This window comes from Pseudomonas sp. UME65 (assembly GCF_014170225.1).
In the GTDB taxonomy this organism is placed as follows: domain Bacteria; phylum Pseudomonadota; class Gammaproteobacteria; order Pseudomonadales; family Pseudomonadaceae; genus Aquipseudomonas; species Aquipseudomonas protegens.
In genome coordinates this window covers 446,860-465,236 of record NZ_LZZQ01000005.1, presented here as the reverse complement: position 1 = coordinate 465,236, position 18,377 = coordinate 446,860, and the positions used below count along the sequence as shown (strand labels likewise).

At 61.8% G+C, this 18,377-nt stretch carries 16 protein-coding genes; all 16 read right to left on the bottom strand.

What is annotated here, in order from left to right; genetic code table 11:
* Positions 1–32 precede the first annotated feature (32 nt).
* Positions 33–1,886: an NADH-quinone oxidoreductase subunit L gene (gene nuoL / locus A9971_RS05685; RefSeq protein WP_011062194.1), complete on the bottom strand. Its 1,854-nt coding sequence runs from the start codon at positions 1,884–1,886 to the stop codon at positions 33–35.
* Complete coding sequence (gene nuoK / locus A9971_RS05680; protein WP_011062193.1) at positions 1,883–2,206, bottom strand: NADH-quinone oxidoreductase subunit NuoK; 324 nt, start codon at positions 2,204–2,206, stop codon at positions 1,883–1,885. The genes nuoL and nuoK overlap by 4 nt, the downstream gene beginning before the upstream one ends.
* A gap of 4 nt (positions 2,207–2,210) precedes the next feature.
* Positions 2,211–2,711, bottom strand: a complete 501-nt coding sequence (gene nuoJ, locus A9971_RS05675; protein WP_011062192.1) for an NADH-quinone oxidoreductase subunit J — start codon at positions 2,709–2,711, stop codon at positions 2,211–2,213.
* Between the two features lie 9 nt (positions 2,712–2,720).
* On the bottom strand, positions 2,721–3,269 hold the full coding sequence (gene nuoI, locus A9971_RS05670; protein ID WP_003223795.1) for an NADH-quinone oxidoreductase subunit NuoI: 549 nt from the start codon (positions 3,267–3,269) through the stop codon (positions 2,721–2,723).
* Positions 3,270–3,280: 11 nt separating this feature from the next.
* Positions 3,281–4,288: an NADH-quinone oxidoreductase subunit NuoH gene (nuoH, locus tag A9971_RS05665; RefSeq protein ID WP_011062191.1), complete on the bottom strand. Its 1,008-nt coding sequence runs from the start codon at positions 4,286–4,288 to the stop codon at positions 3,281–3,283.
* A complete protein-coding gene (gene nuoG, locus A9971_RS05660) occupies positions 4,285–6,999 on the bottom strand; it encodes an NADH-quinone oxidoreductase subunit NuoG (RefSeq protein WP_174395735.1) in 2,715 nt (904 codons plus the stop codon). The genes nuoH and nuoG overlap by 4 nt, the downstream gene beginning before the upstream one ends.
* A gap of 137 nt (positions 7,000–7,136) precedes the next feature.
* Positions 7,137–8,492: an NADH-quinone oxidoreductase subunit NuoF gene (nuoF, locus tag A9971_RS05655; RefSeq protein WP_011062189.1), complete on the bottom strand. Its 1,356-nt coding sequence runs from the start codon at positions 8,490–8,492 to the stop codon at positions 7,137–7,139.
* On the bottom strand, positions 8,489–8,986 hold the full coding sequence (gene nuoE, locus A9971_RS05650) for an NADH-quinone oxidoreductase subunit NuoE (protein WP_183000996.1): 498 nt from the start codon (positions 8,984–8,986) through the stop codon (positions 8,489–8,491). The genes nuoF and nuoE overlap by 4 nt, the downstream gene beginning before the upstream one ends.
* Positions 8,987–8,988: 2 nt before the next feature.
* Entirely contained in the window at positions 8,989–10,770 is a 1,782-nt protein-coding gene (gene nuoC, locus A9971_RS05645) for an NADH-quinone oxidoreductase subunit C/D (protein WP_183000995.1), read from the bottom strand.
* A gap of 70 nt (positions 10,771–10,840) precedes the next feature.
* The gene (locus A9971_RS05640; protein WP_011062186.1) at positions 10,841–11,515 is read right to left on the bottom strand and encodes an NADH-quinone oxidoreductase subunit B family protein; all 675 of its coding nucleotides are present in this window, start codon (positions 11,513–11,515) and stop codon (positions 10,841–10,843) included.
* A 10-nt stretch (positions 11,516–11,525) separates the two neighbouring features.
* On the bottom strand, positions 11,526–11,939 hold the full coding sequence (locus A9971_RS05635) for an NADH-quinone oxidoreductase subunit A (protein ID WP_011062185.1): 414 nt from the start codon (positions 11,937–11,939) through the stop codon (positions 11,526–11,528).
* Between the two features lie 604 nt (positions 11,940–12,543).
* Positions 12,544–13,869 (bottom strand): isocitrate lyase, encoded by a 1,326-nt coding sequence (aceA, locus tag A9971_RS05630; protein ID WP_011062184.1) that lies wholly within the window; start codon positions 13,867–13,869, stop codon positions 12,544–12,546.
* A 515-nt stretch (positions 13,870–14,384) separates the two neighbouring features.
* Positions 14,385–15,140 (bottom strand): secretin N-terminal domain-containing protein, encoded by a 756-nt coding sequence (locus A9971_RS05625; RefSeq protein ID WP_125062751.1) that lies wholly within the window; start codon positions 15,138–15,140, stop codon positions 14,385–14,387.
* A 178-nt stretch (positions 15,141–15,318) separates the two neighbouring features.
* Positions 15,319–15,741, bottom strand: a complete 423-nt coding sequence (locus A9971_RS05620) for a GNAT family N-acetyltransferase (protein WP_011062182.1) — start codon at positions 15,739–15,741, stop codon at positions 15,319–15,321.
* On the bottom strand, positions 15,734–16,900 hold the full coding sequence (locus A9971_RS05615; RefSeq protein WP_015636294.1) for a cupin domain-containing protein: 1,167 nt from the start codon (positions 16,898–16,900) through the stop codon (positions 15,734–15,736). The genes A9971_RS05620 and A9971_RS05615 overlap by 8 nt, the downstream gene beginning before the upstream one ends.
* An 83-nt stretch (positions 16,901–16,983) precedes the next feature.
* Positions 16,984–18,354: an adenylosuccinate lyase gene (gene purB, locus A9971_RS05610; RefSeq protein ID WP_125062750.1), complete on the bottom strand. Its 1,371-nt coding sequence runs from the start codon at positions 18,352–18,354 to the stop codon at positions 16,984–16,986.
* Positions 18,355–18,377: the final 23 nt, after the last annotated feature.

The following is an 18,377-nucleotide window of genomic DNA, read 5'->3' as shown; positions in this document are numbered from 1 at the left end:
TCAATTCCTTTCGCAAGTTCGCAAGGTTCATATCAGACCGCTACCAGCACAATGGCGCCGATGACCAGCACGGCACCGGCTGCCATCGAGGCGGCGTACCAACGCAGTTGACCGGTCTCGGTACGGCTCAGGGAGGTGTGACCCCCTTTGGCCATACGCGGTATCAAACCGATGGTCTGATCGAGCGGGTCCTTGCGCAGTACGTGGCTGATGGCCAGGTATGGCTTGACGAACAGTTTGTCGTAGATCCAGTCGAAGCCCCAGGCGGCGAACCACCAGGCCGAGAGCAGACGCCCGATGCCGCTGTTGGCGATGGCGGTCACAACGCGACGCTTGCCAAGGAACAACAGGGCGGCCAGCAGGATACCGGCCAGGGCGATGGCGCCCGAGGCGATTTCCAGGCTGTGCTTGGCTTCGCCACCGGCATGGCCGACGCTTTGCGGCAGCACGCCATGCAGGGGCGGGGTGATCATCGCGCCGATCGCAGTGGACAGCACGATCAGTACCACCAGCGGCAGCCAGTGGGAGATCCCGTGGCCGGCGTGGGCTTCGGTCTTGGCTTCACCGTGGAAGGTGATGAAGATCAGGCGGAAGGTGTACAGCGAGGTCATGAACGCACCCACCAGGCCGGCGTACAGCAGGCCATGGTTGCCGCTGGCGAAGGCTTCCCAGAGGATCTCGTCCTTGGAGTAGAAGCCTGCGGTCACCAGAGGCAGGGCCGCCAGGGCCGCGCCGCCGACGATGAAGCTGGCGTAGGCCAGAGGCAGTTTCTTCCACAGGCCGCCCATCTTGAAGATGTTCTGCTCGTGGTGGCAGGCAACGATCACCGCACCGGAAGCAAGGAACAGCAGGGCCTTGAAGAAGGCGTGGGTCATCAGGTGGAAGATCGCGCCGTCCCAGGCGCCAACGCCCAGGGCCAGGAACATGTAGCCGATCTGGCTCATGGTGGAGTAGGCGAGGATCCGCTTGATGTCGGTCTGCACCAGCGCGGCGAAACCGGCCAGTACCAGGGTCACGCCGCCGACCAGGCCCACCAGGTGCAGGATTTCCGGCGCCAGGGTGAACAGGCCGTGGGTACGGGCGATCAGGTAGACGCCGGCGGTGACCATGGTTGCGGCGTGGATCAGTGCCGAAACCGGGGTCGGGCCGGCCATCGCGTCCGCCAGCCAGGTCTGCAGTGGCAACTGGGCAGATTTACCCACGGCGCCACCCAGCAGCATCAGGGTTGCCAGGGTGATCCAGAAGTCGCCGGCCTGGAATTTCTGCGGGGCCAGCACCAGCAGTTCCTGGACGTTCAGCGTGCCCACCTGTTGGAACAGGATGAACAGGCCGATGGCCATGAACACGTCGCCGATACGGGTGACGATGAAGGCCTTGAGTGCGGCGTTACCGTTGTTGCGGTTGCTGTAGTAGAAACCGATCAACAGGTAGGAGCACAGGCCCACGCCTTCCCAGCCGAAGTACAGGAACAGCAGGTTATCGCCCAGTACCAGGAACAGCATGCTGGCGATAAACAGGTTGGTGTAGGCGAAGAAGCGCGAGTAGCCGGCTTCACCACGCATGTACCAGGACGCGAACAAGTGGATCAAAAAGCCCACGCCCACCACCACGCCCAGCATGGTCACGGACAGACCATCCAGGTACAGGGCGAAGTTCGGCGCGAAACCGTCCACCGACATCCATTGCCACAGCACCTGGGTGTAGTGGCCACCCTCGGGCGGTGCGACGTTGAATTGCCAGATCACGTAGGCAGCAACGATGGCCGACAGGCCAATGGAGCCGACACCGATCAGGGCCGAGAGGTTTTCCGAGAGGCGTCCACGGGAGAACGACAGCAGCAGGAAACCGATCAGGGGGAATACGAAAGTCAGAAAGAGAAGGTTCATCCGCGCATCTCGCTGGCTGCATCGATATCGAGAGTGTGGAAGCGGCGGTACAGCTGCAGCAGGATCGCCAGGCCGATACTGGCCTCGGCGGCTGCCAGGCTGATCACCAGGATGAACATCACTTGTCCATCCGGCTGCGCCCAGCGGGCGCCCGCAACGATGAAGGCCAGTGCAGAGGCGTTCATCATCACTTCCAGGCTCATCAACACGAAGAGGATGTTACGGCGGACCATCAGGCCGACCAGACCGAGGCAGAACAGGATGCCGGCAACCGCCAGGCCATGTTCCATCGGGATAGTACCGAGAGAGATAGTAGGCATCGTATTACTCCTTCGCCTCGTTGCGGCCCAAGTGGAACGCCGTGACGGCCGCGGCAAGCAGCAGCATCGAGGCGAGTTCGACCACCAGCAGGTAAGGGCCGAACAGGCTGATGCCCACGGCCTTGGCGCTGACGGTGGTTTGACCGATACCGGCACCGCTCTGATGGCTGAACAGTACGTACAGCAGTTCAGCCAGCAGCAGCGCGGCCAGGATGACCGGGCCGATCCAGATGCCGGGCGTGAGCCAGATGCGCTCTTGCTGAGCCGCGGCCGGGCCGAGGTTCAGCATCATCACCACGAACACGAACAGCACCATGATGGCACCGGCGTAGGCGATCACTTCCAGGGCACCGGCGAACGGCGCGCCAAGGCTGAAGAAGGTCATGGCCACGGCGATCAGCGAAATGATCAGGTAGAGCAGGGCGTGCACAGGGTTGGTATTGGTGACCACACGGAGTGTGGAGACAACCGCAACACCTGACGCGAAATAGAAAGCGAATTCCATCTTTCTTCCTTAAGGCAGCAAGCTCTTCACGTTGATCGGCTCGGCTTCATTCTGCGCGGAGCCTTTTGGCTTACCGGCAATGGCCATACCTGCAACACGATAGAAGTTGTAATCAGGGTTCTTTCCGGGACCGGAGATCAGCAGATCTTCTTTCTCGTAAACCAGGTCCTGACGTTTGAACTCGGCCATCTCGAAATCCGGTGTCAGCTGGATCGCGGTGGTCGGGCAGGCTTCCTCGCAGAGGCCACAGAAAATGCAGCGCGAGAAGTTGATGCGGAAGAAGTCCGGGTACCAGCGACCGTCTTCGGTTTCAGCTTTCTGCAGCGAGATGCAACCCACGGGGCAGGCCACGGCGCACAGGTTGCAGGCTACGCAACGCTCTTCGCCGTCGGGGTCGCGAGTCAGCACGATGCGGCCACGGTAGCGTGGAGGCAGGTAGACCGGCTCTTCCGGGTATTGCAAGGTGTCGCGCTTGCGAAAGCCATGGCCGAAGACCATGACCAGGCTGCGCAACTGGGTACCAGTACCCTTAACGATGTCGCCAATATATTTGAACATGGGTCAAATCCTCACTGAACCGCAACCGCAGGTGTGTTCCACAACACAACCGCAGCGGTTATCAGCAAATTGATCAGGGTCAGTGGCAGGCAGAATTTCCAGCTGAAGTCCATCACCTGGTCATAACGCGGACGCGGGATGGAAGCGCGCAGCAGGATGAACAGCATGATGAAGAACGCGGTCTTCAGTGCGAACCAGACGAAGGACAGTTGCGGCAGGATGCCGAACGGACCGTGCCAGCCACCGAAGAACAGGGTGACCAGCAGCGCCGAGATCAGGATGATGCCGATGTATTCACCGACGAAGAACATGCCCCATTTCATACCGGCGTATTCGATGTGGTAGCCGTCGGCCAGTTCCTGCTCCGCTTCCGGCTGGTCGAAGGGGTGACGGTGAGTCACGGCCACGCCAGCGATGAAGAAGGTACAGAAGCCGAAGAACTGCGGAATGATGAACCACAGGTTCTGCGCCTGGTACTCGACGATGTCGCGCATGTTGAACGAGCCGACCTGTACCACGATGCCCATCAGGGCCAGGCCCATGAACACTTCGTAGGACACGGTCTGCGCCGAGGCACGCAAGCTGCCGAGCAGGGCGAACTTGTTGTTGCTCGACCAGCCGGCGAACAGTACCGCGTAGACCGACAGACCGGCCATGGCGAAGAAGAACAGCAGGCCGATGTTCAGATCCGCCACGCCCCAGGTCGGGGTGATCGGGATGATCGCGAAGGCGATCAGCAGGGCGGACATGGCCACCACCGGTGCCAGGGTGAAGATCACCTTGTCGGCAAACGGCGGAGTCCAGTCTTCCTTGAAGAACATCTTCAGCATGTCGGCTGCGATCTGGAACATGCCGAACGGGCCAACACGGTTCGGACCGTAACGGTCCTGCCACCAGCCCAGCAGGCGACGTTCGACAAAGCTCAGCAGCGCCCCGGCGATCACTACGGCCAGCAGGATGACGATGGCCTTGACGACCGTCAGGATCACGTCGATCACTTCAGGGGTAAACCAACTCATTGTGCCGCCTCCTGCAGACCATCAACGGAAATGCCAGCGATTGCCGGAGGAATACCCGCCAGGCCGGCAGGCAGACCCACCAGGCCAGCACCCAGCTCTTCGTTGATGCGCAGCGGCAGACGCAGGGTCTGGCCAGCCACGTTCACCGCGAGCAGGGCACCGTCGTTGACACCCAGGCGATCCGCTTCGGATTTGGCCAGAGCAACGTACGGAGCCGGGATGCGCTCCTGCACCGGAGCGGCTTTCGAAGAGTTTTCCTCGCTGCCGAACAGGTGGTAGAACGGCACGGCCTGCCAGGTGCCCGGGGCCGGGGAGAAGGCTCGCGGCACGCTGGCGAACCAGTTGAGGCGGTCGCCCTGGGTTTCGATCAGGCGAGTGCCCGGGTCACCGGCGCGCAGGTGGCCGCCGACTTCGTCCTGGAACTTGTTCCAGGCTTGTGGCGAGTTCCAGCCCGGCGACCAGGCGAACGGCACTTGCGAGCGCGGTTCGGCGGAGCCCGAGTAACCTTCCATGGAGTAGGCGAAGGCGGTATCCGGATCTTGCGGGGTACGTGGCTCGTGCACGCTCTGGTTGGCGCGCATGGCGGTACGGCCACTATAGCGCAGCGGTTCGCGCGCCAGTTTCAGGCCCTTGATGCGGAACGCCGCGGAAGGTGCGGCATCGACGATGCTGGCCAGTTGCGCCGTGCTCGCGGCGCAGGCGGCGGTCACGTGGTCCAGTTGGGTCCAGTCCACCGGCTTGTTCAGCAGGGTGCTGCGCAGGGCGTGCAACCAGCGCCAGCCTTCGTGGACCATGATGCTGGCGTCCAGGTAGGTCGGATCGAAGACCTGGAAGAAGCGCTGGGCGCGACCTTCCTGGCTGACCAGGGTACCGTCGCCTTCGGCAAAGCTCGCCGCCGACAGCACCAGGTGCGCGCGCTCGACGGTCGCGGTTTGTTGATGATCGGCAACGATCACCACCTTCGCTGCGTTCAGTGCGGCATCCACCTTGGCTGCATCGGTGCGGGTGTACAGGTCGTTTTCCAGCACCACGATAGCGTCGGCCTTACCGTCGATCACCGCCTGCAGGGCCGCGTCCACGGATTCGCCACCAAGCATGGCCAGGCCGAGGCTGTTGGCCTCTGGCACGATCAGACTGATGGAGCCGGCTTTCTCGCGCAGCTTCAAGGCTTTGGCGATGTTCGCCGCCGCTTCGATCAGTGCCTTGGAACCCAGGGATGTACCGGAAATGATCAGTGGACGCTTGGCTGCCAGCAGGGCATCGGCGATGCGCTTGGCCAGTTCCAGGGCTTCGCTGTCCAGGCCTTCCACGGCAGGGGCGCTGGCGTCGATGGCATGGGCCACGGCAAAACCGATGCGCGCCAGGTCGTCTGGAGCGGCGTGTACACACTCCTCGGCCACGTCGTCGAGCTTGGTTTCAGCCAGGCTGGCGATGAACAGCGGGTTCAGCGCGTGCTGGCCGATGTTCTTCACTGCCGCGTCGAGCCAAGGCTGGACGCGCATGGCATCGGCCATTTCCTCGGCCTTGCCCTTGACCGACTGGCGCAGGGCCAGGGCCATGCGTGCGGCGGTCTGGGTCAGGTCTTCACCGAGGACGAAGACGGCGTCGTGGTCTTCGATGTCGCGCATGTTCGGAACCGGCAGCGGGCTGTCGTTCAGGACCTGCAGAACCAGGCGGATGCGCTCCAGCTCGGAGGCTTCGATACCGGAGTAGAAGTGCTCGGCACCGACCAGTTCCTGCAACGCGTAGTTGCTTTCCAGGCTGGCGCGGGGCGAACCGATACCGACGATGTTACGGCCGCGCAGCAGGTCTGCGGCCTGATCCAGTGCCTGGTCCAGGGTCAGCTTGGTGCCATCGGCCAGGCGTGGCTGGCGTGGACGGTCCTTGCGGTTGACGTAGCCATAGCCGAAGCGGCCACGGTCGCAGAGGAAGTACTGGTTCACCGAACCGTTGTAGCGGTTCTCGATGCGGCGCAGCTCGCCGTAGCGCTCGCCCGGGGAGATGTTGCAACCGCTGGAGCAGCCATGGCAGATGCTCGGCGAGAACTGCATGTCCCACTTGCGGTTGTAGCGCTCGGAGTGAGTCTTGTCGGTGAACACACCGGTCGGGCAGACCTCGGTGAGGTTGCCGGAGAACTCGCTTTCCAGGGTGCCGTCTTCAACGCGACCGAAGTACACGTTGTCGTGGGCGCCGTAGACGCCCAGGTCGGTGCCGCCGGCGTAGTCCTTGTAGAAGCGCACGCAGCGATAGCAGGCGATGCAGCGGTTCATCTCGTGGGAAATGAACGGGCCGAGGTCCTGGTTCTGGTGGGTACGCTTGGTGAAGCGATAACGGCGCTCGTTGTGGCCGGTCATCACCGTCATGTCCTGCAGGTGGCAGTGACCGCCTTCCTCACAGACCGGGCAGTCGTGGGGATGGTTGGTCATCAGCCACTCGACGACACTGGCGCGGAACGCCTTGGATTCTTCATCGTCGATGGAGATCCAGGTGTTGTCGGTGGCCGGGGTCATGCAGGACATGACGATACGACCACGGGTGTCGTTCTCGTCGGTGTACTGCTTGACCGCGCACTGGCGACAGGCACCGACGCTACCGAGAGCGGGGTGCCAGCAGAAATAAGGGATGTCGAGGCCTAGTGACAGACAAGCCTGTAACAGGTTGTCCGCCCCATCGACTTCGAGCGCTTTGCCGTCTACGTGGATAGTGGCCATGGTTCAAAGTTCTTCGTTGGCCCGGTGTCAGCGGGCGTGGCTAATGGAATCTTGTTATGCGTGCGAATCAACACAGCCGTTCACGGCGTCATCGCACGTCGAGCGCAGGGCACGGACCCGGCGCCCTCATTTAAGCGTTACGCGCCGACTACGATCGGTCGGGCCAGAGGCGGGACGGCGGCGCTGGTGGGCGCGATGCCGGCTTCGAACTCTGGACGGAAATACTTGATGGCGCTGCCCAAAGGCTCCACGGCACCCGGTGCGTGAGCACAGAAGGTCTTGCCCGGGCCGAGGAAACCCACCAGGCCCAGCAGGGTCTCGATGTCCCCTTGCTGGCCCTGGCCTTTTTCCAGGGCCATCAGCAGCTTGACGCTCCAGGGCAGGCCGTCGCGGCACGGTGTGCAGAAGCCGCAGGACTCGCGGGCGAAGAACTGCTCCATGTTGCGCAGCAGGGACACCATGTTGATGCTGTCGTCCACCGCCATGGCCAGGCCGGTACCCATGCGGGTGCCCACTTTGGCGATGCCGCCGGCATACATCTGGGCGTCCAGGTGCTCGGGCAACAGGAAGCCGGTACCGGCGCCGCCTGGCTGCCAGCATTTGAGCTTGAAGCCGTCGCGCATGCCGCCGGCGTAGTCTTCGAACAGCTCGCGGGCGGTCACGCCGAAGGGCAGCTCCCACAGGCCGGGGTTCTTCACTTTGCCGGAAAAGCCCATCAGCTTGGTGCCGTGGTCTTCGCTGCCTTCGCGGGCCAGGGATTTGTACCATTCCACGCCGTCGCCGATGATCGCCGGCACGTTGCACAGGGTCTCGACGTTGTTCACGCAGGTCGGCTTGCCCCACACGCCCACGGCGGCAGGGAAGGGCGGCTTGGAGCGCGGGTTGGCGCGACGGCCTTCCAGGGAGTTGATCAGTGCGGTTTCTTCACCGCAGATGTAACGCCCGGCGCCGGTGTGGACGAACAGCTCGAAATCGAAACCGCTGCCCAGGATGTTCTTGCCCAGAAGGCCTGCGGCCTTGGCTTCTTCCACGGCACGACGCAGGTGCTTGGCGGCGGTGGTGTACTCGCCGCGCAGGAAGATGTAGCCGCGGTAGGTCTTGAGTGCGCGAGCACTGATCAGCATGCCTTCGATCAGCAGATGGGGCAGTTGCTCCATCAGCATGCGGTCTTTCCAGGTGTTGGGCTCCATTTCGTCCGCGTTGCACAGCAGGTAGCGGATGTTCATGGATTCGTCTTTGGGCATCAGGCCCCACTTCACGCCGGTGGGGAAGCCCGCACCGCCGCGACCCTTGAGGCCGGCATCCTTGACGGTCTGCACGATGTCGTCCTGGGACAGGTCGGCGAAGGCCTTGCGGGCCGCCGCGTAACCGTTCTTGGCCTGGTACTCGTCGAACCAGACCGGCTCGCCGTCGTCGCGCAGGCGCCAGGTCAGGGGATGGGTTTCTGCGGTGCGCGCAATGCGGTTCGCAGGACCGAAAGAGGTCAGGGTCATACGTAGCCCTCCAACAGTTTGGCCACGCCAGCAGGCTGCACGTCGCCGAAAGTGTCGTCGTCGATCATCAGCGCCGGTGCCTTGTCGCAGTTGCCCAGGCAGCACACCGGCAGCAGGGTGAAGCGGCCGTCGGCGGTGGTCTGGCCGAGGCCGATGCCCAGCTCGCTCTGGATCTGGCTGACCACGGACTCGTGGCCGCCGATGTAGCAGACCATGCTGTCGCAGACGCGAATGATGTGGCGGCCCACTGGCTGGCGGAAGATCTGGCTGTAGAACGTCGCCACGCCTTCAACGTCGCTGGCAGGAATGCCGAGGATCTCGCCGATGGCGTAGACCGCGCCGTCAGGCACCCAGCCACGTTCCTCCTGGACGATCTTCAGGGCTTCGATGGACGCCGCGCGCGGGTCCTCGTAGTGATGCATCTCGTGCTCGATGGCCGAGCGCTCGGTTTCGCTCAGGGCGAAACGGTCTGTCTGGATAAGCGTGCTGTTCATGCTTAGCGGTCCACGTCGGCCATAACGAAGTCGATACTACCCAGGTACGCGATCAAGTCCGCGACCATGCTGCCGCGGATCACCGAAGGGATCTGCTGCAGGTGCGGGTAGCTTGGGGTGCGAATCCGGGTGCGGTAGCTCATGGTGCCGCCATCGCTCGTCAGGTAATAACTGTTGATGCCCTTGGTCGCTTCGATCATCTGGAAGGATTCGTTGGCCGGCATCACCGGGCCCCACGAAACTTGCAGGAAGTGCGTGATCAAGGTTTCGATGTGCTGCAGGGTGCGCTCTTTCGGCGGCGGCGTGGTCAGCGGGTGATCCGCTTTGTACGGGCCTTCCGGCATGTTGCGCAGGCACTGGTCGATGATCTTGATGCTCTGGCGCATTTCCTCGACGCGAACCATGCAGCGGTCATAGGCGTCGCCGTTGGCGGCCAGCGGGACTTCGAACTCGAAGTTCTCGTAGCCGGAGTAAGGGCGCGCTTTACGCAGGTCGAAATCGCAACCGGTGGAACGCAGGCCGGCACCGGTGACGCCCCATTCCAGGGCTTCCTTGGTGTTGTAGGCGGCGACACCGATGGTCCGGCCTTTGAGGATGCTGTTCTGCAGGGCGGCCTTGGTGTATTCGTCCAGGCGCTTGGGCAACCATTCGACGAAGTCCTTGACCAGCTTTTCCCAGCCGCGGGGCAGGTCGTGGGCAACACCACCGATGCGGTACCAGGCCGGGTGCAGACGGAAACCGGTGATGGCTTCGATCACCGTGTAGGCCTTCTGGCGGTCGGTGAAGGTGAAGAACACCGGGGTCATCGCGCCCACGTCCTGGATGTAGGTGCCCAGGAACAGCAGGTGGCTGGTGATGCGGAAGAACTCGGCCATCATGATGCGGATGACGTCGACCTTCTCTGGCACCTTGATGCCGGCCAGCTTCTCGACCGAGAGCACGTACGGCAGGTTGTTCATCACCCCGCCGAGGTAGTCGATACGGTCGGTGTACGGGATGAAGCTGTGCCAGGACTGACGTTCGGCCATCTTCTCGGCACCACGGTGGTGGTAGCCGATGTCCGGAACGCAGTCGACGATCTCTTCACCGTCCAGTTGCAGGATGATGCGGAAGGCACCGTGGGCCGAAGGGTGGTTCGGGCCGAGGTTGAGGAACATGTAGTCCTCGTTGGCCCCGGAACGCTTCATGCCCCAGTCTTCCGGACGGAAGCGTGCGGCTTCCTCTTCCAGTTGCTGCTTGGCCAGGCTCAGGCTGAACGGGTCGAATTCGGTGGCGCGGGCCGGGAAGTCCTTGCGCAGCGGGTGACCTTCCCAGGTCGGCGGCATCATGATCCGCGACAGGTGCGGGTGGCCCGGGAAATCAATGCCGAACATGTCCCAGACTTCACGCTCGTACCAGTTGGCGTTCGGCCAGATACCGGTCACGGTCGGTACGCTGAGGTCGCTTTCGGACAGGGCGACCTTGATCATCACGTCGCTGTTACGTTCGATCGACAGCAAGTGGTAGAACACGCTGAAGTCGGCACCTGGCAGGCCCTGGCGCTTGGTGCGCAGGCGCTCGTCCACGCCGTGCAGGTCATACAGCATGACGTACGGCTTGGGCAGGTTGCGCAGGAAGGTCAGGACTTCAACGAGCTTGGAGCGGGTAACCCACAGCACCGGCATGCCGGTGCGGGTGGCCTGGGCGGTGAATGCCTCAGGGCCAAAACGGTTATTGAGTTCGACGACCACATCCTGGTCGTCAGCCTTATAAGGCGGGATGTACAGAGCACTGCCTGTAGTCATGGTTTTTTATCGCTTTCGGTCAACGTAAAGAGTGAAGCCAGGTTCGTTTCTTTGTAAGAACAGAACTGGATCAGACTTCGTCAGGGCTGCGCAGGTTGGTGACCTGTATACGCTGTTCGCGGCGCTGTTCCTTTTGCGACGGCATCTCGGCGCGATACACGCCTTGGTCGCCGACGACCCAGGAAAGTGGGCGACGCTCCTGGCCAATGGATTCCTGCAAGAGCATCAGGCCTTGCAGGAACGCTTCGGGGCGGGGCGGGCAGCCAGGTACGTAGACGTCCACGGGCAGGAACTTGTCCACCCCCTGGACTACCGAGTAGATGTCGTACATGCCGCCGGAGTTGGCGCACGAACCCATGGAGATAACCCATTTCGGCTCGAGCATTTGCTCATAGAGACGCTGGATGATCGGCGCCATCTTGATGAAGCAGGTCCCGGCGATAACCATGAAGTCCGCCTGACGCGGCGATGCCCGGATAACCTCGGCGCCAAAGCGCGCGATGTCGTGGGGCGCCGTGAAGGCGGTGGTCATTTCCACGTAGCAGCAGGAAAGGCCGAAGTTGTACGGCCACAGGGAGTTCTTACGCCCCCAGTTGACCGCGCCGCTCAGCACGTCTTCGAGCTTGCCCATGAAGATGTTTTTGTGGACCTGATCCTCTAACGGATCGGAAACGGTTTCCCGTTCGCCGATCGGATACTGATCGTTAGGAGCATCGGGGTCGATCCGGGTGAGATTGTATTGCATCGCCAAAGCCTCATTGTTTTAGCTTCGCCTGCCGCTTACGACGACCTTCCGGAGCCCAGTCAAGAGCCCCCACCCGCCAAAGGTAGACAAGACCTGCCAACAGAATTGCTATGAAAACGAGAGCTTCGACGAATCCGGTCCAGCCGCTTTCGCGGACGGACACAGACCAGGCAAAGAGAAAGAGGGCTTCGATATCGAAGATCACGAAGAGCATCGCGACCAGATAGAATTTGGCTGAGAGCCGCAAGCGGGCGCCACCGGTAGGTAGCATGCCGGACTCGAACGGTTCGTTTTTGCTGCGGCCCCAGGCTTTTGACCCGAGGAGGCTGGAGACGCCGAGCATGAAGGCGCAAAGGCCGACAACGCCCAGAAGGAAAATGGCAAAGCCCCAGTTGTGGGCCATGAGTCCTGTCGCTTCGGGCATGCTGGTAATCCTTAACAGAGAGCAAGAGTCTCTGAGCTTGATAAAGAAATAAAGCAGTGACGATATGTCGCAGCGCAATCAATCGCGCTGATTTTATGGCTAAACACCGGGCAAGTAAAATTTCTAAAGCGAAATTGTTTATCGTAATAAGGACATAGCTCACCCCGGTAGCCCCGTAAGCCGCGGCCTGCGGGCATTAGGGGAGGTTTTGTTAATTATGTTTTGTAGCTGCTGTAACGAAAGTTACAACTGCTAAATGATAATCAATATTGTTTGTAGGCTGTTTTAATCTGCTTTCCTTCGGGGAGTGGGAAAGTTGCTTGTTATATCCCTGTTACTGCAAGTAGCAGGGGCGCACCTTTTAACCTCTTTCGCCCTTGCTAACACCGCCCTGGATCAATGTTTGGCCAGCTTTTTTGCAGGGGTGGGCATGGCGAGGCTTTTGAGGAGGGCGCGCAGGGTAGAGGTTCGCCGGCAAGCCAGCTCCTACAGGAGGGGGGGGGCAAAAAAAACGCCCCGAACCAGTCGGGGCGTCAGCTGTACAGCAATGCAGTTGTTTTTACCGGGTCTGCATTGGCCGCTCGATCAAGCCGTGAGGCCTAAATCAGTGGAACTGTTCTTCTTCGGTGGAGCCGGTCAGCGCGGTTACCGAGGACGAGCCACCCTGGATCACGGTGGTCATGTCGTCGAAGTAGCCGGTGCCCACTTCCTGCTGGTGAGCCACGAAGGTGTAGCCCTTGGCGGCGTCAGCGAACTCTTGCTCTTGCAGTTTCACGTAGGCGGTCATGTCGTTGCGGGCGTAGTCGTGCGCCAGGTTGAACATGCTGTGCCACATGTTGTGGATGCCGGCCAGGGTGATGAACTGGTGCTTGTAGCCCATGGCGGACAGTTCGCGCTGGAACTTGGCGATGGTCGCGTCGTCCAGGTTCTTCTTCCAGTTGAAGGAAGGCGAGCAGTTGTACGACAGGATCTGGTCCGGGTATTCCTTCTTGATCGCCTCGGCGAAGCGACGGGCTTCGTCCAGGTCCGGCTTGGCGGTTTCGCACCAGATCAGGTCGGCGTACGGAGCGTAAGCCAGGCCGCGGGCGATTGCCTGGTCCAGGCCGGCTTTCACTTTGTAGAAGCCTTCCTGGGTGCGGGTGCCAGTCACGAATGGCTGGTCGTACGGGTCGCAGTCGGAAGTCAACAGGTCGGCAGCGTTGGCGTCGGTACGGGCCAGGATGATGGTCGGTACACCGGCAACGTCGGCCGCCAGACGGGCAGCGGTCAGCTTCTGTACGGCTTCCTGGGTTGGCACCAGTACCTTGCCGCCCATGTGGCCGCACTTCTTCACGGAAGCCAGCTGGTCTTCGAAGTGAACGCCGGCGGCGCCTGCTTCGATCATGCTCTTCATCAGCTCGTAGGCGTTCAGTACGCCGCCGAAACCGGCTTCGGCGTCGGCCACGATCGGTGCGAAGTAGTCGATGTAGCCGTCGTCGCCCGGGTTCTTGCCGGCTTTCCACTGGATCTGGTCGGCGCGACGGAACGAGTTGTTGATGCGCTTGACCACGGTTGGAACCGAGTCCACCGGGTACAGCGACTGGTCGGGGTACATGGATTCGGCGGAGTTGTTGTCCGCAGCCACTTGCCAGCCCGACAGGTAGATCGCCTGGATACCGGCTTTAACCTGTTGTACAGCCTGGCCGCCGGTCAGGGCGCCCATGCAGTTGACGAAATCTTTATCAGGACGGAAGGACGGCTTGGCACCTTGGGTGACCAGGTTCCAGAGCTTCTCGGCGCCCATGCGTGCCAGGGTGTGCTCGGGTTGAACCGAGCCACGCAGACGGACCACGTCGGCAGCGGAGTAGGTGCGAGTCACGCCTTTCCAGCGCGGGTTTTCAGCCCAGTCTTTTTCAAGGGCTGCAATTTGCTGTTCGCGTGTCAGTGCCATGGAGATAAACCTCGTCGCGTCTTGTGTAAAAAGTCGTTCTTGGTTGGAGAGTTCCGGCTCCGCCGATCACGCGTCATAACGCTGCGTAAAAGGCTGCTCGCTGACCAGGAAGCTTATGGCGGTCAAGTCGGGTCTGGCGGGGATGGCGACGGGTGAACGATGGGCTCGAGGGGAAAGTGAGCAGGTGAAGGCGAGCTGCGGGGCGCATGCCGGCGTCGTGGGCCTTGGTGCGTTCCATCAGTGTGTTGCCGATCTACCTAATTACGCTTCCGTCCCTCGGGACAACTTCGTTCCAGTCGCAATCTCGTCAAACACACCTTGTGGGCGGTACAGACACGAATCGGCTCAGGTGGGTAGGTTAGAGCGGCGATCCGAAGGCCCTTGCCAGGGCCCCTGATTAGCGGGAGCGAGGCCATCATGCCCGCGGTTTTTTGGCTCGTCAAATGTTTTGTAGTGCTTTTTTTGTGGCACTACATCTTTGGTCTAATACGACTAATCAGTCAGTTTTTGGTGCTTTAGTCCAAGGCATCGACCTTGACCCGCAAGGTCATGTCGTCCCGGCCTTGAGTCGAGTAGCTGCGGCCCGGGCCCTGTTTATCGGCCTGGGTCTGGCGATTGACTCCGGCCAGGGTGATCCATTCGCCCAGGCGCCCACTGACAGTTGTGTCGGTGCTTTGCACGTTCACTACATCGGGACGTTCCTGGCTCATGCGGTCACGGTTGGTGCTGATGCTCAGGTGCACGGTTTCACCGGTAACGCTGGCGGTGACATAGAAGCCCTGAGTGACGTTGCGGTACTGGGTCTGGTTCTGCAGGCGCCCGTAGGGGTCGGTCTGGGTGGTGGTCAACGGCACGCTCTGGCCGACCTGGATCAGTGCTGGCACGCCTTCGCTGGCCTGGATCTGCTGGATACCGCCGTCGCGGCTCTCGGTGCTGCGGTTGATGATTCGGGTCTGGGGCGCGCCGTTGACCGAATAGCCCTGATTGTCCTGGAAGTTGTTTTCATTGGTATCGACGGTGATCAGCAGGCGTTTGGCCGCGGTGTCCAGTTGGGCGATAAAGGCTCGCAGTTCGGCAATCTTGTCCGGCTCGGCGTTGACGATCAGCTGGTTGCCATAGGCGCTGACCTTGCCGTCCTTGCCGAGGAAGTTCTGCGCCACCGGCAGCAGGTCGGCACTGGTGCGGTTGTTGAGGGGCACGATCTCGGTGGCGGCCATGACCGAACAGCTGAAGGTCAGCAGCAGCGTCGTGAGCAGGGTGCGTAGGGACATATCCGTTATCTCCGCGAGTAGCTGGCGTAAAGCCTTGAGTTTGACACTTTGTCGGCTTTGGGTGGGGCAAGTTGAATCGCGCACGGCAAAACGCCCCGGCATCCTGGTCTCCAGCTTAGTTGCCGGAGGAGGGATGGCGGGGCGTTTTGGCTGGCCGTTGCCGCGAGCGGCGTGTCGGTCAGGCGCCGCGAACCATGTCGACGTGGGGAATGCCCGCTTCGAGGAATTCCTCGCTGACGATGGAGAAGCCCAGGCGCTCATAGAATGCCGTGGCCTGGACCTGGGCGCTGAGCATCTGTTGCTTCAGGCCGCGCTTTTCGGCTTCATCGATCACCGCGCGCATCAGCGCGTCGCCAACCTTCAGGCCGCGCCAGTCCTTGAGCACCGAAACCCGGCCCACATGGCCGTCGGGCAGCAGGCGCGCGGTGCCGATGGGGAAGTCGCCCTCGAAGGCCAGGAAGTGCACGGCGCTGTCGTCGTCGGCATCCCACTCCAGTTCGGGCGGCACCGATTGCTCGGCAATGAATACGGCTTCACGGATGCGCCGGATCTCGGCGTTGTCCTTTTGCCAGTCTGCGACACGTACGTGAATCTTATTCATCGGCAAACCCCAGGCTCCCTTGCTTGACCAGTTCACACAACAGGCCGCGCCCATCGTCATCCGCCAGCCACTGGCCGAGGTTGTCGATATGCAAGGCATCGGCGGCGCAAATCATTTTCAGCAGTTCGCGCAGCTTACCGGGAAGCAGGCGGCTTTGGCCGCTGGCGAACAGTAGCAGGTCTTCATCCACTTCCGACCAGGCCAGGCGCGCGCTCGGGTTGCGGATCAGGATCGCGCCCTGTTCCAGGCTGCCCAGCAGGTCTTCTTCTTCCAGTTCGGGTCCGGTCACCAGTTCCGGGTAGCGTGGTTCGGTCATGAACTGGCCGAACCAGGTCAGCAGCAGGCGCTCGTCGCTCATGTGCTCGGCCAGCAGGCCCTTGAGCCGGTCGAGGGCGTCCTGCTGGATCTGGTGCGGGTCGCTGGCCGGCTGCACGTCGGCGTCGGTGTAGCGGTCTTCGTCCGGCAGGAACTGGCCGAGGAAGTCGGTGAAGTGGGTCAGGACTTCGGCGGCGCTCGGGGCGCGGAAACCGACCGAATAGGTCATGCAATCGTTCACCGCAACGCCATAGTGGGCCAGGCGCGGTGGCAGATAGAGCATGTCGCCGGGCTCCAGGACCCAGCTTTCGGTTTCTTCGAACTCGGCGAGGATGCGCAGGTCCGCGTGCTGCAGCAGCGGGCTTTCGGAGTCGCACATCTGGCCGATCTTCCAGTTGCGCTTACCAAAGCCTTGCAGCAGGAACACGTCGTAGTTGTCGAAGTGCGGGCCGACGTTACCGCCAGGTGCGGCGAAGCTGATCATCACGTCATCGATGCGCCAGCTCGGCAGGAAGCGGAAGTGCTCCAGCAGCTCGGCGACTTCCGGGACGAACTGGTCCACGGCCTGGACCAGCAGGGTCCAGTCGCGTTCCGGCAGCTTGCTGAACTCGTCTTCGGCGAAGGGCCCGCGGCGCAGTTCCCATGGGCGCTCGCCGTTTTCGATCACCAGGCGCGATTCGACTTCTTCTTCCAGGGCCAGGCCGGCCAGTTCGTCAGGTTCGATCGGGCTTTCGAAGTCAGGCAGGGCCTGACGGATCAGCAGGGGTTTCTTCTGCCAGTAGTCACGCAGAAATTCCCGTGCAGTGATGCCGCCCAGAAGTTGAAGAGGAATATCAGGATTCATGTGTAACCTATTGAAAAAGTGTACTTTTCTAGCAGGAATAAAAACGCCCGGCGCGGCCGGGCGTCAAAAGGTCGAGCAATCGGTCAGATGCGCTTGGCCTGGGCTGCGGCATTACCGATGTAGCTGGCCGGGGTGAGCTGTTTCAGCTCGGCCTTGGCCGCGGCGGGCATGTCCAGCCCGTCGATGAAAGTCTGCAGCGCTTCTGGGCTGATGCCCTTGCCGCGCGTCAGTTCCTTGAGCTTTTCGTAGGGGTTTTCGATGTTGTAGCGGCGCATCACGGTCTGGATCGGCTCGGCCAGGACTTCCCAGCAGGCGTCCAGGTCTTCGGCGATTTTCTGGGCGTTGAGCTCCAGTTTGCTGATGCCCTTGAGGCTGGCCTCGTAGGCAATCACGCTGTGAGCAAAGCCCACGCCCAGGTTGCGCAATACGGTGGAGTCAGTCAGGTCGCGCTGCCAGCGGGAGATCGGCAGCTTGCTCGCCAGGTGCTGGAACAGGGCGTTGGCGATGCCCAGGTTGCCTTCGGAGTTTTCGAAGTCGATCGGGTTGACCTTGTGCGGCATGGTCGAGGAACCGATTTCGCCGGCAATGGTGCGCTGCTTGAAGTAGCCCAGGGAGATGTAGCCCCAGATATCGCGATCGAAGTCGATCAGGATGGTGTTGAAGCGCGCAATAGCGTCGAACAGCTCGGCGATGTAGTCGTGCGGCTCGATCTGCGTGGTGTAGGGGTTGAAGGCCAGGCCCAGTTCGTCTTCGATGAAGGCGCGGGCGTTGGCTTCCCAGTCGATGTCCGGGTAGGCCGAGAGGTGGGCGTTGTAGTTGCCCACGGCGCCGTTGATCTTGCCCAGCAGCGGCACGGTAGCGACCTGGGCGATCTGGCGTTCCAGGCGGTAAACGACGTTGGCCAGCTCCTTGCCCAGGGTGGTCGGCGAGGCCGGCTGGCCGTGGGTGCGCGAGAGCATCGGCACTTCGGCGAAACGGATCGCCAGCTCGCGGATGGCGTTGGCGGTCTGGCGCATCAGCGGCAGCATCACTTCATCACGGCCTTCGCGCAGCATCAGGGCGTGGGACAGGTTGTTGATGTCCTCGCTGGTGCAGGCGAAGTGGATGAACTCACTGACGTTGGCCAGTTCAGGCAGCTTGGCAGCTTGCTCCTTGAGCAGGTACTCGATGGCCTTGACGTCGTGGTTGGTGGTGCGCTCGATCTCTTTGACGCGCTCGGCGTGCTCCAGCGAGAAGTTCTCTGCCAGGGCATTGAGGACGGCGTTGGCTTCGGCGGAGAACGCCGGCACTTCGCTGATGGCGCTATGGGCGGCCAGGCGCTGGAGCCAGCGCACTTCAACGAGGACGCGAGCACGGATCAGGCCGTATTCGCTGAAAATGGGGCGCAGGGCCTGGGTTTTGCCGGCGTAGCGGCCGTCAACAGGGGAAACCGCAGTGAGCGAAGAGAGCTGCATGGGGTGTTCTCGGACAGTCGGGC